The 14,624-nt window shown below is 58.4% G+C and carries 16 protein-coding genes; 13 read left to right on the top strand and 3 right to left on the bottom strand.

Annotated features, from left to right (window positions below; genetic code table 11):
- The first annotated feature begins 194 nt into the window (after positions 1-194).
- The 5 genes from ACP5OT_RS16775 to ACP5OT_RS16755 are packed head-to-tail and all read left to right on the top strand — an operon-like array spanning position 195 to position 4,043.
- Positions 195-1,163, top strand: a complete 969-nt coding sequence (locus tag ACP5OT_RS16775; protein WP_428132792.1) for a GNAT family N-acetyltransferase — start codon at positions 195-197, stop codon at positions 1,161-1,163.
- Positions 1,160-2,245, top strand: a complete 1,086-nt coding sequence (locus ACP5OT_RS16770; RefSeq protein WP_428132790.1) for a C45 family autoproteolytic acyltransferase/hydolase — start codon at positions 1,160-1,162, stop codon at positions 2,243-2,245. Before ACP5OT_RS16775 ends, ACP5OT_RS16770 begins: the two co-directional genes overlap by 4 nt.
- A gap of 32 nt (positions 2,246-2,277) precedes the next feature.
- Positions 2,278-2,700, top strand: coding sequence for a low molecular weight phosphatase family protein (locus ACP5OT_RS16765; protein WP_424675738.1), 423 nt, complete (start codon positions 2,278-2,280; stop codon positions 2,698-2,700).
- 3 nt (positions 2,701-2,703) lie between these two features.
- Positions 2,704-3,183 (top strand): metallophosphoesterase family protein, encoded by a 480-nt coding sequence (locus tag ACP5OT_RS16760; RefSeq protein WP_424675739.1) that lies wholly within the window; start codon positions 2,704-2,706, stop codon positions 3,181-3,183.
- Positions 3,184-3,203: 20 nt separating this feature from the next.
- Complete coding sequence (locus ACP5OT_RS16755) at positions 3,204-4,043, top strand: DUF2085 domain-containing protein (RefSeq protein ID WP_424675740.1); 840 nt, start codon at positions 3,204-3,206, stop codon at positions 4,041-4,043.
- Between the two features lie 24 nt (positions 4,044-4,067).
- On the opposite strand, the gene ACP5OT_RS16750 is transcribed toward ACP5OT_RS16755, so the two are convergent.
- The 3 genes from ACP5OT_RS16750 to ACP5OT_RS16740 all read right to left on the bottom strand — a co-directional run bounded on the left by ACP5OT_RS16750 (position 4,068) and on the right by ACP5OT_RS16740 (position 5,946).
- Entirely contained in the window at positions 4,068-4,460 is a 393-nt protein-coding gene (locus ACP5OT_RS16750) for a hypothetical protein (RefSeq protein WP_424675741.1), read from the bottom strand.
- A 43-nt stretch (positions 4,461-4,503) separates the two neighbouring features.
- The gene (locus ACP5OT_RS16745; RefSeq protein WP_424675742.1) at positions 4,504-5,139 is read right to left on the bottom strand and encodes a cupin domain-containing protein; all 636 of its coding nucleotides are present in this window, start codon (positions 5,137-5,139) and stop codon (positions 4,504-4,506) included.
- A 156-nt stretch (positions 5,140-5,295) separates the two neighbouring features.
- The gene (locus tag ACP5OT_RS16740; protein WP_424675743.1) at positions 5,296-5,946 is read right to left on the bottom strand and encodes an AP2/ERF family transcription factor; all 651 of its coding nucleotides are present in this window, start codon (positions 5,944-5,946) and stop codon (positions 5,296-5,298) included.
- A gap of 976 nt (positions 5,947-6,922) precedes the next feature.
- On the opposite strand from ACP5OT_RS16740, the gene ACP5OT_RS16735 reads away from it, so the two are divergent.
- The 8 genes from ACP5OT_RS16735 (at position 6,923) to ACP5OT_RS16700 (ending at position 14,582) form a co-directional block, all read left to right on the top strand.
- On the top strand, positions 6,923-7,315 hold the full coding sequence (locus ACP5OT_RS16735) for a hypothetical protein (RefSeq protein WP_428132788.1): 393 nt from the start codon (positions 6,923-6,925) through the stop codon (positions 7,313-7,315).
- A 109-nt stretch (positions 7,316-7,424) separates the two neighbouring features.
- A complete protein-coding gene (locus ACP5OT_RS16730) occupies positions 7,425-8,972 on the top strand; it encodes a phage tail sheath family protein (protein ID WP_428113782.1) in 1,548 nt (515 codons plus the stop codon).
- A gap of 47 nt (positions 8,973-9,019) precedes the next feature.
- Positions 9,020-9,544: a phage tail protein gene (locus tag ACP5OT_RS16725; RefSeq protein WP_424675746.1), complete on the top strand. Its 525-nt coding sequence runs from the start codon at positions 9,020-9,022 to the stop codon at positions 9,542-9,544.
- A 68-nt stretch (positions 9,545-9,612) separates the two neighbouring features.
- Positions 9,613-10,311 carry a hypothetical protein gene (locus tag ACP5OT_RS16720; protein ID WP_424675747.1) on the top strand — a complete coding sequence of 233 codons (699 nt, stop codon included), beginning with the start codon at positions 9,613-9,615 and terminating at the stop codon, positions 10,309-10,311.
- Positions 10,292-11,077, top strand: a complete 786-nt coding sequence (locus ACP5OT_RS16715; RefSeq protein ID WP_424675748.1) for a hypothetical protein — start codon at positions 10,292-10,294, stop codon at positions 11,075-11,077. Before ACP5OT_RS16720 ends, ACP5OT_RS16715 begins: the two co-directional genes overlap by 20 nt.
- Positions 11,074-12,387 (top strand): DUF4255 domain-containing protein, encoded by a 1,314-nt coding sequence (locus ACP5OT_RS16710; RefSeq protein WP_428132786.1) that lies wholly within the window; start codon positions 11,074-11,076, stop codon positions 12,385-12,387. Before ACP5OT_RS16715 ends, ACP5OT_RS16710 begins: the two co-directional genes overlap by 4 nt.
- Positions 12,384-14,303: an ATP-binding protein gene (locus ACP5OT_RS16705; protein WP_428132783.1), complete on the top strand. Its 1,920-nt coding sequence runs from the start codon at positions 12,384-12,386 to the stop codon at positions 14,301-14,303. Before ACP5OT_RS16710 ends, ACP5OT_RS16705 begins: the two co-directional genes overlap by 4 nt.
- Positions 14,304-14,327: 24 nt before the next feature.
- On the top strand, positions 14,328-14,582 hold the full coding sequence (locus ACP5OT_RS16700) for a hypothetical protein (RefSeq protein ID WP_424675751.1): 255 nt from the start codon (positions 14,328-14,330) through the stop codon (positions 14,580-14,582).
- Positions 14,583-14,624: the final 42 nt, after the last annotated feature.

Genomic DNA, 14,624 nt, shown 5'->3' with positions numbered 1-14,624 from the left:
GCGCCAAGAGCGCCGAGGACGTAGCGATTGTGAGAACACACCGGCAGTGTGCCCTGGCGGGAACTCAACGCAAAGGCACCAAGAGCGCTGAGGACGTAGCGATTGTGAGAACACACCGGCAGTGTGCCCTGGCGGGGGAATGCAATAGTGCGTAGTATGGGGTTTTGTGTTCAGGAATCATTTAACGGAATAATATGCTTACGATTCGTCCCTTTCAAGCGAACCAGAACGACTATCAGGTGATGGCGAGGGTGTACAGTGCGCTGGTGCCCGATGCGCCGCTTATTGCGAATGAGTGGCAAGTGCGTGATAAGCTCCATAACCCACAGTTGATACTCTATCGGGTGATCGGTGAGCTTGATGATGTCGCGGCCGGATATGCCGAATTTGTGCAACCGATGTGGTGTGCCGATCCGTACTATATCGAGACGTTGGTCTACGTTCATCCTGCCTATCAGGGGCGCGGGTTAGGCACCGCGCTCTGGCAGCATCTGCAACAGGCATGGCAGCAGTATCGCCCGCGGTATGTGTTGGCGAAAGTGCATGAAAATTGGCAGACCGGTTTCGCTTTTGCTGTCCGGCACGGTTTTCACGAACAGCGGCGCGTTTGGACATCGCGGCTTGACGTGACCAACTTTGATCCCACCTCTTTTCAGAGTGCACTCGAGCGGGTGACCAGACAGCGGATTGAAATCCACAGTTTTGCTGCACTCGCTGCTGCCGATAGCGACTTCTGGCACAAGTTGTACGAGTTTGAACGACAAGTTACCGTGGGTGTACCATCGGCATTTCCGGTCGCCATCCCACCATACGAACAGTGGATCAAGCTGTATCAACCTGAACATGGTGCAATATGGGAAGGTAGTTTTGCGGCGATGGCTGATGGGCAGGTGGTCGGGCTGAGCACCCTCGAAACGATCGATAACGAAACCGATGTAGAAGTAGGCTTTACGGCGGTGCGGCGTGATTATCGTGGACGCGGAATTGCGCTGGCGTTGAAATTACACACGATCGCGTATGCACAAACGATGGGTGTGACCGGGATTCGAACCGATAATGACAGCACCAATCAGGCGATGTGGCACATTAATCAGCGATTAGGCTTTCACCGGGGGCCGGTTTGGGTGGTATTGCGCCGACAAGAACAGGAGGAGGTGAAGTGAGCAGCCTGCCGTTGGTGAAGTTGACAGGTGATGCCTACACACAGGGTTGGCAACATGGTCGTGCATTGCGCGATGCGATTGTTGCCAACCTTCGTCTTTACACTGCACGGTTTGAACGAGAATTGCGGATGCCATTGGACGAGGTATGGCGACGTGGATTACGGTATGCGGCAGTCATAGCCGAGCAAAGTCCAGATTATGCAGCCGGCATGCGCGGAATTGCTGATGGGGCTGGGGTTGAGTTTGCAGCGATTGCGGCGTTGAATGTACGTTACGAACTCTTTTACCAGCTCTTTCGCGAGTATGGACCGGCGGATAAGCCCGATGGCTGCACGGCGTTTGCGTTATTGCCGACCGAGACGGTAGACGGTCATCTGTTGGCGGGCGAAAATTGGGATTGGATTGTCGGTGTACGCGGCGCAATTATCCTTACCGAGGCACCCGATGGTCATCGCACGCTAGCCTTTACCGAAGCCGGTATTTTTGGCGGCAAAATCGGTTTGAATACTGCCGGATTGGCGTTACTGATCAATGGGTTGGCGAGCACGGCGGATGATTGGGCGAGTCTACGGCGACCGTTTCATGTCCGCTGTTACGACATTCTACGTGCTTCCACGTTGGCCGAGGCACAGTCAGTCATTACCGGTGAGGCACGAGCCGGTTCGGCCAATTTTTTGCTTGTGCAAGCACCTGATCAGGTAGTGAACATCGAGGCAGCACCGGAAGCAGTTACGGTTAGTAGGTGTGTGGCGGGCTGTGTGGTACACGCTAATCATTTCATGGATCCCACAGCTTTGGGGATCGATGAGCGCCAGATTGAGCGTTATCCCCATTCGCAGTGGCGACAAGCCCGATTGCAAGCGTTGTTGGTAAGGCGACCACAATCGTTGGCAAGTGTCCAAATGGCACTGCGCGACCATGATCGTTACCCGTATTCGGTCTGTTTTCACGTCGATCCTGCCGATCCACCTGATGAGCGATACGAAACGGTAACGTCGATCATCATTGATGTAACGGCGAGAACATTGCATGCTACTGATGGGCCGCCATGTGGACGGTCGTATGTGCGGTATCAATTGTAAGAAGACACGATAGGGGAACGCCAAAGAACCTCATGCAAACTGTTCTCTTCATCTGCACGGGAAACTATTACCGTAGTCGCTACGCTGAACTGCTCTTCAATGCGCAGCAGGTACCGGGTTGGTGTGCCGATTCACGTGGGTTGCGTTTGTCGTCGGCTAATCTTGGGCCTATTTGGCCGCCGGTGTTGGATCGTTTGCGACAACATGGGTTTTCACCACCGCTCGAAGTGCGGTGGCCACTGGCGTTGTGTGAGGAAGAACTAGTACAGGCTGCGTTGGTGGTTGCGCTGGACGAAACGGAGCATCGCCCACTTATGCAGCAACGCTTTCCGATGTGGGTCGATCGCATCCGTTATTGGCAGACGCCTGATCTGCCGGCATTACCGGCTGAAGTGGCGTTTCACCGCATTGAGCAGGGCGTGCAAGCGTTGATCAATGAGTTACAGACCAGGTAAAGTATGGAGATCGGGGTGGTTTCCGATACGCATGGCAAGCTGGCAGCGGCTGCATTATCGGCGTTGCATGGAGTGGAGCTTATCTTGCATGCCGGTGACATCGGTGATGAAGCTATCGTGGCTCGGTTGACGATGATTGCACCGGTGATTGCGATCCACGGCAACACCGATCGGGGCACTGCGTTGGCATGGACGTATCCGGCGACATGCTGGATTGAGCGTGAAGGGGTGTTGATCTATCTGACTCACATCGGTGGACAACCACACCATCTTGTGCAATCGTTACCGAAAACGGCTGAGGGACGGGTACCGCAGGTCTATATTTTTGGACATAGTCACCGGCCATTGTGCGAAATGTACAAAGGTATCCTCTTCCTAAATCCGGGCACTGCCGGTGCGCCGCGCGGGGCAGGGTTATCGGTGGCGCGCTTGCACGTGGAAAATGCTCAGGCGAGTACTGTGATCGTACCGTTGGTCGAATAGTTAGTGATTGCGGAGCTCGTATGTCACTCCTAAACATAGTGCATGCAGCACGTCATCGTCGAGGGCTGGTTTTGGTGATCGGTGGGGTCGTACTACTTATCGTGCTGGCGCTGTTGCCGTTTATTGCCACTGCGCTAGACTTGGAGCGACGCCTTTTCTTTGCAGTGCATGGCATCTGCGCGCAGAGTCACAATGTGATATCCGGTGGTGTGCAGTTTCCGTTATGCGCACGTGACAGCGGTATCTATCTGGGATTGATGGTAACGTTAGGGATATTGGCGATATTTGGCCGTCTCTGCAGTGGGCGCTTACCACCGTTGTCGATCGGCCTGACCTTACTCACCTTCATTGTAGCGATGGGTATTGATGGCCTGAACTCGACGATTGCTGAGCTTGGCTTACCGGCACTGTACCCGCCACGCAATGATCTACGACTTCTGACGGGGTTGGGCTTTGGGTCAGCTTTAGCAGTTGGTCTGTTGCTAGTGGTGAATCAGACATTGCTCGCGCCGGATCGGCTGGAATCGGATCAGGCGCCGATCGGTAATTGGCGTGAACTAGGGCTGGTGGTTGGCGGGTTGGGTTTGGTGGTATTGGGGATTGCCATCAATCAAGCGGTCGTGGCGTGGCCACTGGTGCTACTCAGCGTTATCGGCGTGACCGGTGTTATGACGTTGGCAATTATGCTTCCAATCAGTGCAATTGCCGGATTGAGTGGCAAAGTTCGCACGCTACGGCAATTGATGTGGCCGGCACTGGCCGGCTTTCTCGTCGCACTACTGTTGCTAGCGGTGTTGGCACGATGGAAAATTGAAATGGAGGTGACAGGCCTGCTGCCGCCTCCATTGATACCGCAGTGATCGCGTTATCGGAAATACTGTGACTTAGCGAGGCATCGTTACCTTCAGATCGTTGAGCGCCACTCGCAGATTATCGAGCGCAACCCGCGCCTCGGGTGGGAGCTGCTCAAGGTCAGATACCGTCTCTAGCACACGAGTAGCCGCGATGGCAAGCGTATCGAGATGGCCGAGCAAACACCCGGCTTCACGAGCTTCGACGTAGCGGTTCCCGTGAATTGCCTGCCAATAATCTGCTGAGGCGAGGTAGTGCGTCTCACCAAGCAGTTCGAGTGCGAGCGTACAACGGTCAAGCGGGCGAATCGCCAGCACTTTGCAGTTATTGAGCATAATCTGACCGGGACTTTGGCGAACAAGGGTGATTTGCTCGTCAGCGCGGCTAACCCCATCATTGCTTAAGTGCAAAGTTCGGATTTGCATAATAAAGCTCCTTGCGAATGGTTTGGGGGCGAATCGGTTCGCCCTATTCATAACGTATATGGCGCTCAAAAGCGCTCCGTGGTAATTCGAGCGGGCACAGGACGAGCAAGGCCTGGGCCGGTGTATTGCCGGGGTTATGCCACCGGTGAGGGAGGACAGCCTCGAACAGCAAGCTATCGCCGGGGTTAATGGTATAGGTCTGGTCAGCGACGGTATAGAGGATCTGACCACTCAACCCAAAGACGAATTCTTGGCCGGTATGAATAATGGCTTCAGGACCACTTCCAGCGCCGGGGTTAAGGGTAAGGAGCAGCGGCTCGAGGGTATGGTTAACGAAACCGGGAGCAAGATCGGCGAGCGTACCGTGAGGAAAAATGTTGTTGCTGGCTTGACCGGCCGGGGTATAGACGATACGTTGTTGGGGTACTTCAGGGGTAAAGAAGGCGCTAATCGGCACTTGGAGCGCTACCGCAAGGCGTTGGAGTGTACTAACGCTCGGTGACGTGCGACCGTTCTCGATCAGACTCAACGTATTGACCGCCAAGCCACTTGCTTCAGCGAGAGCACGGATCGACATACGCTGTCGTTCCCTTAGGGTACGCAGTCGTTTGCCGACATCGACATAGCCGCGCTCGGTCATCGTATGAGCGTTACTACTCAGGTCTTCCTCGATGCGCACTGCTCATTCCTCTCTGTAGTGAACTTGTCTGTTCATTATTTTAAAACAAAAACGCCATTTGTCACCCAGTAAATTAGTTACATTCCTGCAACAAAATCAAACCCCTACGCCGTTCGACGTAGGGGAAGAGAAGCAATCAACATAGTCAGCAGCGGATCAATCGCTGGCGGGGGTCCGCTGACGCATCCGCTCATACTTCTCGCGGGCACGGCGAGCAAGGGCGAGGGCACGGCGTTCACCGTGCTTAGCGATGGAGTACGAGGTGCGGCGGATGCGATTCCCGTCGCGCCAGGTTGCCTCATAGACTTCACGGCCATCTTTGATGGTGCGGCGTACACCAACGATGCCGGTACTGGTACGGGAGACACCGATCACTTGCCGTTCGGTTCGTGGCTTGCCAAGCTCACGCTCAGTAGCGTTACGCCATTCGATAGCGGCGGCTAGGGCTGCTAACCGGTCGCCGTACACCGAGTCGGAGAAGAACTTGCTTCGGCGCTGCTTATTCCACGTTACGCGCACGAAATAGCCAAAGGTACGCTTAGCGGGATGATCAATGCGAGTAATCCCCTTGTGCTTAGTCGTCTTGGGGCGCAGGCGGGCCGGAATCTTTTTTGGCTCATCGGTTGGTTGGGCAACAGATGCGGTTAGAAGCTGACGCGCCTGTTCGGGATTGAGATCGGGCAAAGGTTCGTAGCGCAACACTGCTAGTGGATCATTGCTGATAGGCAGCGGTTTTGTTTCCTCCGCAGCAGTTGGCGGTTCGGAAGCCGGTAAATTGGCCGGCCGGACAGCGTATCGGCGGTGCATTGCTGATTGCTCCTTTTACAAACCTCGATAGACTTTATATGTTTTACTGATTGTATCGAAGGTTGAAACCTCCGCTTTCTATCATACCACATTTTGTCAACTGACTGCACAGGAATACTGGGCAAAAAAGTACAAATTTGGTTGGATAGAGCGCCTGATTTGACAACAAATGATTGTGATAAAACGAACAATTTTGGATAAAATTGTGGTTTTTATCACAAAACCAGTGGAGTGAAAGTTCCCTGTTCAACTGTCAGGTGGTGAACAACTGTTGGGCGCACGGGGCGATGCCAGCGTGAGATCAAGCGAGATTGGTCGAGATCGGGCAATGTTTGGAAATATAAGTTGTAGCTTTGCACAATTGTAATTGGTATAGCTTCACTTATAGGCGTAACATATAGGAGCTTATATTGCGCGATGTTGAACGTTGAGAAGATAGACCGCCGCCGCCCGCCGGGGATCATGTTATGGTGTGGGGCACTCACTTCATGTCATTGCGAGGGAGCGCAGCGCCCGCAGCAATCTCCCCTCTCCTGTGGTCATTGCGAGGGAGTGGCGGCCTCCAGCCGCGCTGGAGTCGCCCGACCGAAGCAATCTCCTGCTTTAGCGCAGGTCATGCCTCAGCAGGTTGCTCACGAGCTCGCAGGAGATTGCTTCGCCGCGCCGGGCAATGCGCAGCATGGCCCTTCTGCGGCTCGCAATGACATCAACTTGGTTGCAAAATAAGCGCTGAGGTGACGTTCTTTGCAATAAGGCGCACGTACTGAAGTTTGACATCTTGACAGCATAGCTATAATATAAGAGCGATCTTAACTACCGAGAAAGCTCACCGCTGATCATAACTCTCTCACTATTCCCCTTCCTTCTCCTCTTCTCGGTCACGCTTCAGCCAAGTTGATATCCGCCTGATACCTTTCAGGTAGTTCCCGTCGATGTCTTGTGGTCCGCTGTGACGTGTGCGCGAGGAGGGTTGCGTATGCCGGAAAGTATTCAGTGGACGCTGAGCGTGACTGTGGCCGGGGGGCCGCGGAAGACCGAATCTCAGACGCTGCCGGTTGATGTTTATTTGAAAGGCCAATTGCAGATCGCGGCGGCTAGCGGCGCTACACCGGGCCAAGCCAATTTCGCCGCGCCGTCGGGCGGCGGTACGGTGCGCTTTGTTTTAATTTCGGCGAGCCGGTATGATGCAACGCCGCCATTGATTTATACCGTCGATGACGGTAGCTCAGTCACACTCGACGGCCCACATCTGCTGATCGGCACTGGGGCAGTAGCGCGGCTGGGCACGGCCAATCTCGATTTTACTTTTTCCAACCCAACGGCGCAGCCGGTGACAGTTGAGGTGCTGATCGGGCGCGATGCAGCGTAGACTGCCATTGCCAACAGCAGCATGATACCTCCTCACAATCAGGTTACGCTGCCATTATCCATGGCGCCGGACGAACAATACCTTTCGGGCTATCGCAAGGAGCAACAGTATGCCGGTCACTTTGTCGTATCCGGGTGTCTACATTGAGGAGGTTCCGAGCGGTGTGCGCACGATCACCGGGGTGGCGACGTCGATTACCGCTTTTGTCGGGCGGGCGCGGCGCGGGCCGGTGCAGGATCCGGTGCGGATCCAAAACTTTGGCGATTACGAGCGGCTCTTTGGGGGGTTGTGGGAAGCGAGCACGATGAGTTATGCGGTGCAGCATTTCTTCCTCAACGGCGGCACTGATGCCGTGATTGTGCGCCTGATCAATGGTGCGACTGCGGCTCGTTTCAATCTTTCGCCCGCGAGCGGGACCGATAACCTGACGCTGGATGCCAGCAACGAAGGTATGTGGGGCAACCATTTGCGGATCAGCATTGACCATGCGACCCGCGAACCATTGCAACCCGATGAGTTTAATCTGACCGTCGTCGAGATTATTCCGGGGACGAATCCGGTGCAGGCGGTGCGGCGCGAGACGTTTCGCAATGTGTCGATCAATCCGGTGGCGCCGCGCTATGTCGGTACGGTGCTGGCCCAAGAGTCGCTGTTGTTGCGCGTGCCTGATCCGCATCCCGGCGCCTTTCCTACGGTGCGGCCAGCAGTTGTAGCCGATGCTGCGCCAGCAACGAATGGCACGGATGGGAGCGCATTGACCCACACCCAGTATTTAGGTGATTTCGATGCAAAGACCGGCATGTATGCGTTGCGCAAGTCCGCTCTCTTTAATTTGCTCTGTATTCCGCCCTTTACCCGGGATACCGATGTCACCGAATCGGTGTGGACGGCGGCGCTGCGTTTTTGTCGCGACGAGCGTGCGTTTTTAATTATCGATGCGCCATCGAACTGGCGGAGCATCGCTGCGGCGGTGGGGGGGATCGGCACGTTTAGCGCAGCAGTGGCGCGTGATGATCATGCGGCGATCTATTTTCCGCGAGTGCAGATTCCCGACCCGTTGCGCGAGAACCGGCTGGAAGAGTTTGCTCCTTGCGGTGCGGTGGCCGGCGTCTTTTCCCGCACCGATGCCCAACGCGGTGTGTGGAAGGCTCCCGCAGGGCAGGATGCGACGCTGTTTGGCGTGCGAGCGCTGGCGGTCAATTTGACTGATGGGGAACAGGGCCAACTCAACCCGCTCGGTGTCAATTGTCTGCGCACCTTCCCGGTGAGCGGCAATGTGGTCTGGGGAGCGCGCACCTATCGCGGTGCTGACCAGTTGGCTTCGGAATGGAAGTACATCCCGGTGCGCCGGTTGGCATTGTTTATCGAAGAGACGCTCTACCGCAGTCTGCAATGGGTGGTGTTTGAGCCGAACGATGAGCCGCTGTGGGCTCAGATCCGGCTGAACGTGGGCGCGTTTATGCAGACCCTCTTCCGGCAAGGCGCGTTTCAGGGCCGTTCGCCGCGCGAAGCCTATCTGGTGAAGTGTGACCGTGAGACAACGACCCAGACCGACATCAATATGGGTGTGGTGAACATCGTGGTTGGTTTTGCACCGCTCAAGCCGGCTGAGTTTGTGATTATCAAGATTCAGCAGTTGGCTGGGCAGGTGGAATAAGGCAAGCGAGGGCACAACACGTTGTGCCTGTACAGGGGGAATAGTGTATGGCTCAGTTTAGCGTAAATGCGCAGCGGTTCGATCCTTACAAGAACTTTAAGTTCCGGATCAAGTGGGATGGCCGGTACGTGGCCGGGGTCAGTAAGGTGTCGGCGTTGAAACGTGCTACCGAGGTGGTCGAGCATCGGGAGGGCGGCGATGCGAGCAATGTGCGCAAGTCGCCGGGACGCACCAAGTACGAACCGATCACGCTTGAGCGGGGTGTGACGCACGACACCGAATTTGAGAAGTGGGCGAATAAGGTCTGGAATTACGGTTCTGGACTAGGAGCCGAAGTCTCGCTGAAGGATTTTCGTAAAGACATCATTATTGAGGTCTATAACGAGGCCGGCCAATTGGCTATCGCCTACCGGGTCTATCGCTGTTGGGTATCGGAGTATCAGGCTCTGCCTGAGCTTGACGCCAACGCCAATGCGGTCGCCATTCAGAGCATCAAGCTGGAGAATGAGGGTTGGGAACGCGATTACGCTCTTGGCGAGCCGGACGAGCCGAGCTTCACTGAACCGCAGTAAGCAGGGAAGGGGCGCGCTGATTCAATGCCCATCCCGCATTTGGCACCGTTGCGTTCATGAGGTGAACGATGGCCATTTCCGCAGCGACGTTGCTTAACATTTGGGAAGCGGGTGCGGCGCAACCGCCGCTCGCGCGGGTGTTGGCGTTGTTGGCGCCGCTGTTCCCAGAGACAGCCGTCGCCGAGTTGCCGGTGGGCGTGCGTGATGGTTTGCTGTTGCTGGTGCGGGAATGGCTGTTTGGCCCGCAGATGGAGTGTGTTGCGGTCTGCCCGGCCTGTGCCGCCCGGTTAGAGTTTGCGTTGGCGACGACAGCTCTGCGCGCGTTAGCGCCGGCAACGGTGGTGCAACAGCTTGACGTTGGCGGCCAACAACTCGCCTTTCGCCTACCGGCTAGCGCTGATCTGCTGGGGTTGCCACTCGGCCCGGCTGCCATTCGCTGCCTGGTTGAACGCTGTTTGATCGATGCGCCGGCGATGCTGTCTGATGAGACATTGGCGGCGGTGGCGACTGCGATGGCGAACGCCGATCCGCTGCTCGATCTGCGGATTGAGTTGGCTTGTCCCAATTGCGGCCACACGTGGGCCGCGCCTTTCGATGTTACCGGATTTGTCTGGCAAGAATTGGATCGGTGGGCGCGGCGATTGTTGGGCGATGTGCATACGCTGGCGCGCGCCTACGGCTGGCGCGAGAGCGAGATTCTGGCGCTGAGCCCGCAACGGCGCGCCTTGTATTTGCAGATGGTGAACGATGAACGATTCGCTGGCTAACCTGCTGGCGTGCAGTTTCGGCGAGCTGGCTGGGGCGGTGCAACCGCGATTGCCGGTCCGGTTCGAGCCGGTTACGCCATTCGGCGGTGAGGTGGCCGTGCTGCCGGTGCGGGTGGATGATCAGGTCACGCCGGGGTCGCCACCGGTACAGGTGGGTGATCAGGTCACGCCGGGGTCGCCGCCGGTGCGGGTGGAGCCATCTTCCGTACCGCTGACCAGCGTGATCCCGCCGGTTGAACGCCGGCAAGTTCCGCCGTTGCCTGTAGCTCCGCTGCCGGCGTGGGGGCCACCACCAACCACTGGCAGCGAGCTACGGCGTCCATCGACGCCCCCGCCTGCTGCGCCGGAGCGTATCTCGCCTGATCTTGGCGTGAGCGAGGTGAACAGCGAGCGCACTGCGCCGGCGAGTCTGGCAGGTTTCGTCGATCTGTGCGGGTTGCCGGCGCCGGCCAACGCCGTTAATCCACCGCGGCTGCCGGATGTTGCCGCCGCGTCGCCGGCGTCTGTCATTTCGTTTCAGCCGGCCAGCGCATCAGATCCGCCGCGCGAACCGGGAGCGCCGGCGCCGGTTATGCCGCGCGAACCGGTGACGCCGCCGCGCGAACTGGTGACGCCGCCGCATCCGCCACGTATCACTGTGAACATCGGGCAGGTGGAAGTGCGTGCCGTATCGTCGCCACCGCCATCGCGTCCCCGCCCGCAACTGCCGGCTCCAAGGGTCAGCCTTGACGAGTATCTGCGTCGGCGCGAGGGAGGAACGCGATGAGCAATGCGCTGGCGATTGCCGCAGTCACTGCCGTGTTGCGCGATCTGCTGCAAGATGGTCTGATCGACCACGACCTCACCGGCGCGCTCGGTGATGTGACGGTGAATGTCTTGGCGCCGGCGCAGGCCCTCGCCGCCTTTACTCCTAATAGCGGCCAACTCAACCTCTTTCTCTACCACGTGACCTACAACTCAGGCTGGCGTAACCACGGTTTGCCGTCGCGATCGGGACGTGGCGAGCTGATCAGTGATCCGCCGCTGGCGCTCGATCTGCACTATTTGCTGACTGCCTACACCGACCAAGACTATCTAGCCGAACTGTTGTTGGGGTATGCGATGCAGCTCTTGCATGAGACGCCGGTGCTATCCCGCGATGCTATCCGCATTGCGTTGGCCCCTCCTACGCCGGTCAGTGGCGTTGCGTTGCCGGGATCGGTCCGCGCCAGTCTAGTGGCTGCCGATCTCGCCGATCAGATTGAACAGATCAAAATTACACCTGAACCATTGAATCTCGAGCAGGTCTCACAGATTTGGGCGAGTATGCAATCACCGTACCGGCCTACCGTGGCCTACCAAGCATCGGTGGTCTTGATCGAGAGCCGGCGGCCTACCCGACGGGCGCTGCCGGTGCGTCGGCGCAATCTCTATGTGCTGCCGCTCAGCCAGCCGCGTATCACCCAACTCGGCTCACAACGCACCGCAAACGATCCGGTGAGCTTCCAGCAGCCGATCTTGCCCGGTTACCGGTTGGTGATCCGTGGCCAGCAGTTGCGCGGTAACGATGTCGTGATCCGGCTTGGCGAGACTGAAGTGGCGGTACCGGCTGATCAGATGACCGGTACGCAGATCATTGTCGCGCTGCCGGCAAGCTTACGGGCCGGCGTGCAGGTGGTGCAGGTGGTTCACCGGCTGCGCCTCGGCACGCCCCCCACCCCGCATCGTGGGGTCGAATCGAATGTGGCAGCGTTCATCTTGTCGCCAATGGTCAGTGCCACTGCCGGCCTGCGTGATGGCAACGGTAATGTCACCCTCACCTTTACCCTCACGCCGCCGGTAGGTAAGCAGCAGCGGGTGATGCTCTTGCTCAACGAGACGCCGCCGCCGGCCAACCGGCCACCGCGCTCGTTCGCGTTGCCGCTGCCGGCGCGCGCGCCGGCGCCTCCACCCAACGATACTGATGCGACGCTCACGCTCACGACGGACATCGTGCCGGCGGGAACCTATCTGGTGCGGGTGCAGGTAGACGGGGCCGAAAGTCAACTTGACGTAAGCGGAAGCGAGTTTAGCGGGCCAACGGTGATCATCCCATGAGCACGACCACGGCAATCGATTGGGTGACAGCTAACCAGCGTTATCTGAGTGCGGCGCTTGACGTGATCAAGCGGCGCTTGACCAGCGAGCGCGACGAAGCAGGATTGCGCGAGGCCGGGCAGGCCCTTGCTGCTACCCGCGCTGCGTTGCCCGCACTGCCGGCGATCGAGCGGTTGCGCATCATCTTTGGCTTGACCGATTTCGAGACTGAACTGCTGCTGCTCTGCGCGGGGGTGGAACTCGATAGCGGTTTGGCAACGCTCTGTGCCACAGCGCAGGGTGATCCGCACCGCTCCCGCCCAACCATCGGGTTGGCGCTGGCGGTGCTGCCCGCTGCCCACTGGAGCGCGGTGACGCCGACGGCGTCGCTTCGCCACTGGCGACTGATTGAGCTGGCCGAGAGTGAGCCGCTTGCGACTGCGCCGCTACGGATCGACGAGCGGGTGCTGCACTACCTGCTCGGTGTGGCGACGCTTGACCGGCGTTTGCAACCGCTGGTATGCCTGCTCGAGCCGGCAGTGGCGTTGCCGGCCTCGCATCGGCAAATCGTGGAGCGGATTGCGGCGCTGTGGGAAGAGCAACCTGCGCCGCCGGTGCAGATCTGCGGCAGCGATTCGTTCAGTCGGCAGGCGCTTGCCGCTGCGATTGGCGAGCGACTGGGGCGGGTAGTGTACCTGCTGCGGGCCGAAGATGTGCCCGCCGGCCCTGCCGAGCAAGAGTTGTTGGCCCGCCTGTGGGAGCGAGAAGCGGCGTTGAGCGGCGCGCTGGCACTGATCGCGGTGGACGACGGCGATACGTCGCGAGCGTGGCTTGGGTGGCTGGAACGGGTACAGGGTATGGTGTTGCTGGCAAGCGCCGATCCGCTGCCGTCCGGCGACCGGCTGATCATGCGGGTTGATGTGCCGCAACCCAGTCGTACCGAGCAACGATTGATCTGGCAACAAATACTGGGTGAACGCAGTCTGGCCCTCAACGGCCAACTTGAATCGCTGCTGGCACAGTTCACCCTCAATGCCAACGCCATCCGCGCTGCCGGCTTGGCGGTCACGACCGATTCTGCCGCCGATTGGTGGGAAGCCTGCCGCGGGCAAGCTCGCCTCCGCCTCGATGGGTTGGCCCAGCGGATTGAGACGGCGGCAGGTTGGGACGATCTGGTGTTACCGGACGAGCACATGGCAACGCTGCGCCAAATGATAGCGCACGTGCGCCAACGGGTGCGGGTTTACGAGCAGTGGGGCTTTGCTCAGCGCGGCGAACGCGGGTTGGGGATTAGCGCTCTCTTTGCGGGGCCAAGCGGCACCGGCAAGACGTTGGCTGCCGAGGTGTTAGCCAACGAGTTGCGGCTCGATCTCTACCGCATCGACCTAAGTGCGGTGGTGAGCAAATACATCGGCGAGACCGAAAAGAATCTACGCCGCATCTTCGACGCTGCCGAAGGCGGGGGCGCGATTCTGTTGTTCGACGAAGCCGATGCGCTGTTTGGCCGGCGCAGCGAAGTGAAAGATAGTCACGACCGGTACGCCAACCTCGAAGTGAGCTACCTCTTGCAGCGGATGGAGGCATACCGCGGTTTGGCTATTCTCACTACCAATATGAAGCAAGCGATTGACACCGCCTTCCTGCGCCGTATTCGCTTTATTGTCAACTTTCCCTTCCCCGATGCAGCGCAACGCCGGCGCATCTGGCAGCGGGTCTTCCCGCCCGCCACACCTCTGGCTGGGTTGGATTGGGTACGGCTGGCGCAATTGAATCTGGCCGGCGGCAACATTCGCAGCATCGCTTTGAATGCCGCTTTTCTTGCCGCTGATGCCGGCGAACCGGTCGGGATGCGCCATATCTTGAGCGCGGCGCACAGCGAATACGCCAAATTGGACAAACCGCTGACCGAGACAGAATTGCGGGGGTGGGGGTGTTAGCGACGGCTACCGATGGGGTGTGCGATGGCGGTTACGATTGAGATAGAGATTGCGGAAATCGTCTTGATCGGCTTTGGGGTCATTGACCGCGAGCGCGTCAGAGCGGCGCTGATCGCGGAGTTGAGCCGGTTGCTGGCAGAAGAGGGCATACCGGCAGGCTTGAGCAGCGCCGGCGCAATCGAGACGCTTGACAGCGGCGCGTTCCGATTAGCGCCGGGGGTGCGGCCTGAGCGGATCGGCCAGCAGATCGCGTTGGCGCTCTACCGGGGGTGGCAGTAGCGGTCGTGAGACGGAGAGGTTCCCATACAAGCCCTAGCGTTC

The sequence above is a fragment of the Chloroflexus sp. genome, from assembly GCF_049970315.1.
In the GTDB taxonomy this organism is placed as follows: Bacteria; Chloroflexota; Chloroflexia; order Chloroflexales; family Chloroflexaceae; genus Chloroflexus.
This window is presented reverse-complemented; position numbering and strand designations above follow the sequence as displayed.

Coding starts and splice junctions, on each gene's coding strand:
- ACP5OT_RS16775 (WP_428132792.1), top strand. CDS start 195: ATGCTTACGATTCGTCCCTTTCAAGCGAACCAGAACGACTATCAGGTG.
- ACP5OT_RS16765 (WP_424675738.1), top strand. CDS start 2,278: ATGCAAACTGTTCTCTTCATCTGCACGGGAAACTATTACCGTAGTCGC.
- ACP5OT_RS16760 (WP_424675739.1), top strand. CDS start 2,704: ATGGAGATCGGGGTGGTTTCCGATACGCATGGCAAGCTGGCAGCGGCT.
- ACP5OT_RS16755 (WP_424675740.1), top strand. CDS start 3,204: ATGTCACTCCTAAACATAGTGCATGCAGCACGTCATCGTCGAGGGCTG.
- ACP5OT_RS16750 (WP_424675741.1), bottom strand. CDS start 4,460: ATGCAAATCCGAACTTTGCACTTAAGCAATGATGGGGTTAGCCGCGCT.
- ACP5OT_RS16740 (WP_424675743.1), bottom strand. CDS start 5,946: ATGCACCGCCGATACGCTGTCCGGCCGGCCAATTTACCGGCTTCCGAA.
- ACP5OT_RS16735 (WP_428132788.1), top strand. CDS start 6,923: ATGCCGGAAAGTATTCAGTGGACGCTGAGCGTGACTGTGGCCGGGGGG.
- ACP5OT_RS16730 (WP_428113782.1), top strand. CDS start 7,425: ATGCCGGTCACTTTGTCGTATCCGGGTGTCTACATTGAGGAGGTTCCG.
- ACP5OT_RS16725 (WP_424675746.1), top strand. CDS start 9,020: ATGGCTCAGTTTAGCGTAAATGCGCAGCGGTTCGATCCTTACAAGAAC.
- ACP5OT_RS16720 (WP_424675747.1), top strand. CDS start 9,613: ATGGCCATTTCCGCAGCGACGTTGCTTAACATTTGGGAAGCGGGTGCG.
- ACP5OT_RS16715 (WP_424675748.1), top strand. CDS start 10,292: ATGAACGATTCGCTGGCTAACCTGCTGGCGTGCAGTTTCGGCGAGCTG.
- ACP5OT_RS16710 (WP_428132786.1), top strand. CDS start 11,074: ATGAGCAATGCGCTGGCGATTGCCGCAGTCACTGCCGTGTTGCGCGAT.
- ACP5OT_RS16705 (WP_428132783.1), top strand. CDS start 12,384: ATGAGCACGACCACGGCAATCGATTGGGTGACAGCTAACCAGCGTTAT.
- ACP5OT_RS16700 (WP_424675751.1), top strand. CDS start 14,328: ATGGCGGTTACGATTGAGATAGAGATTGCGGAAATCGTCTTGATCGGC.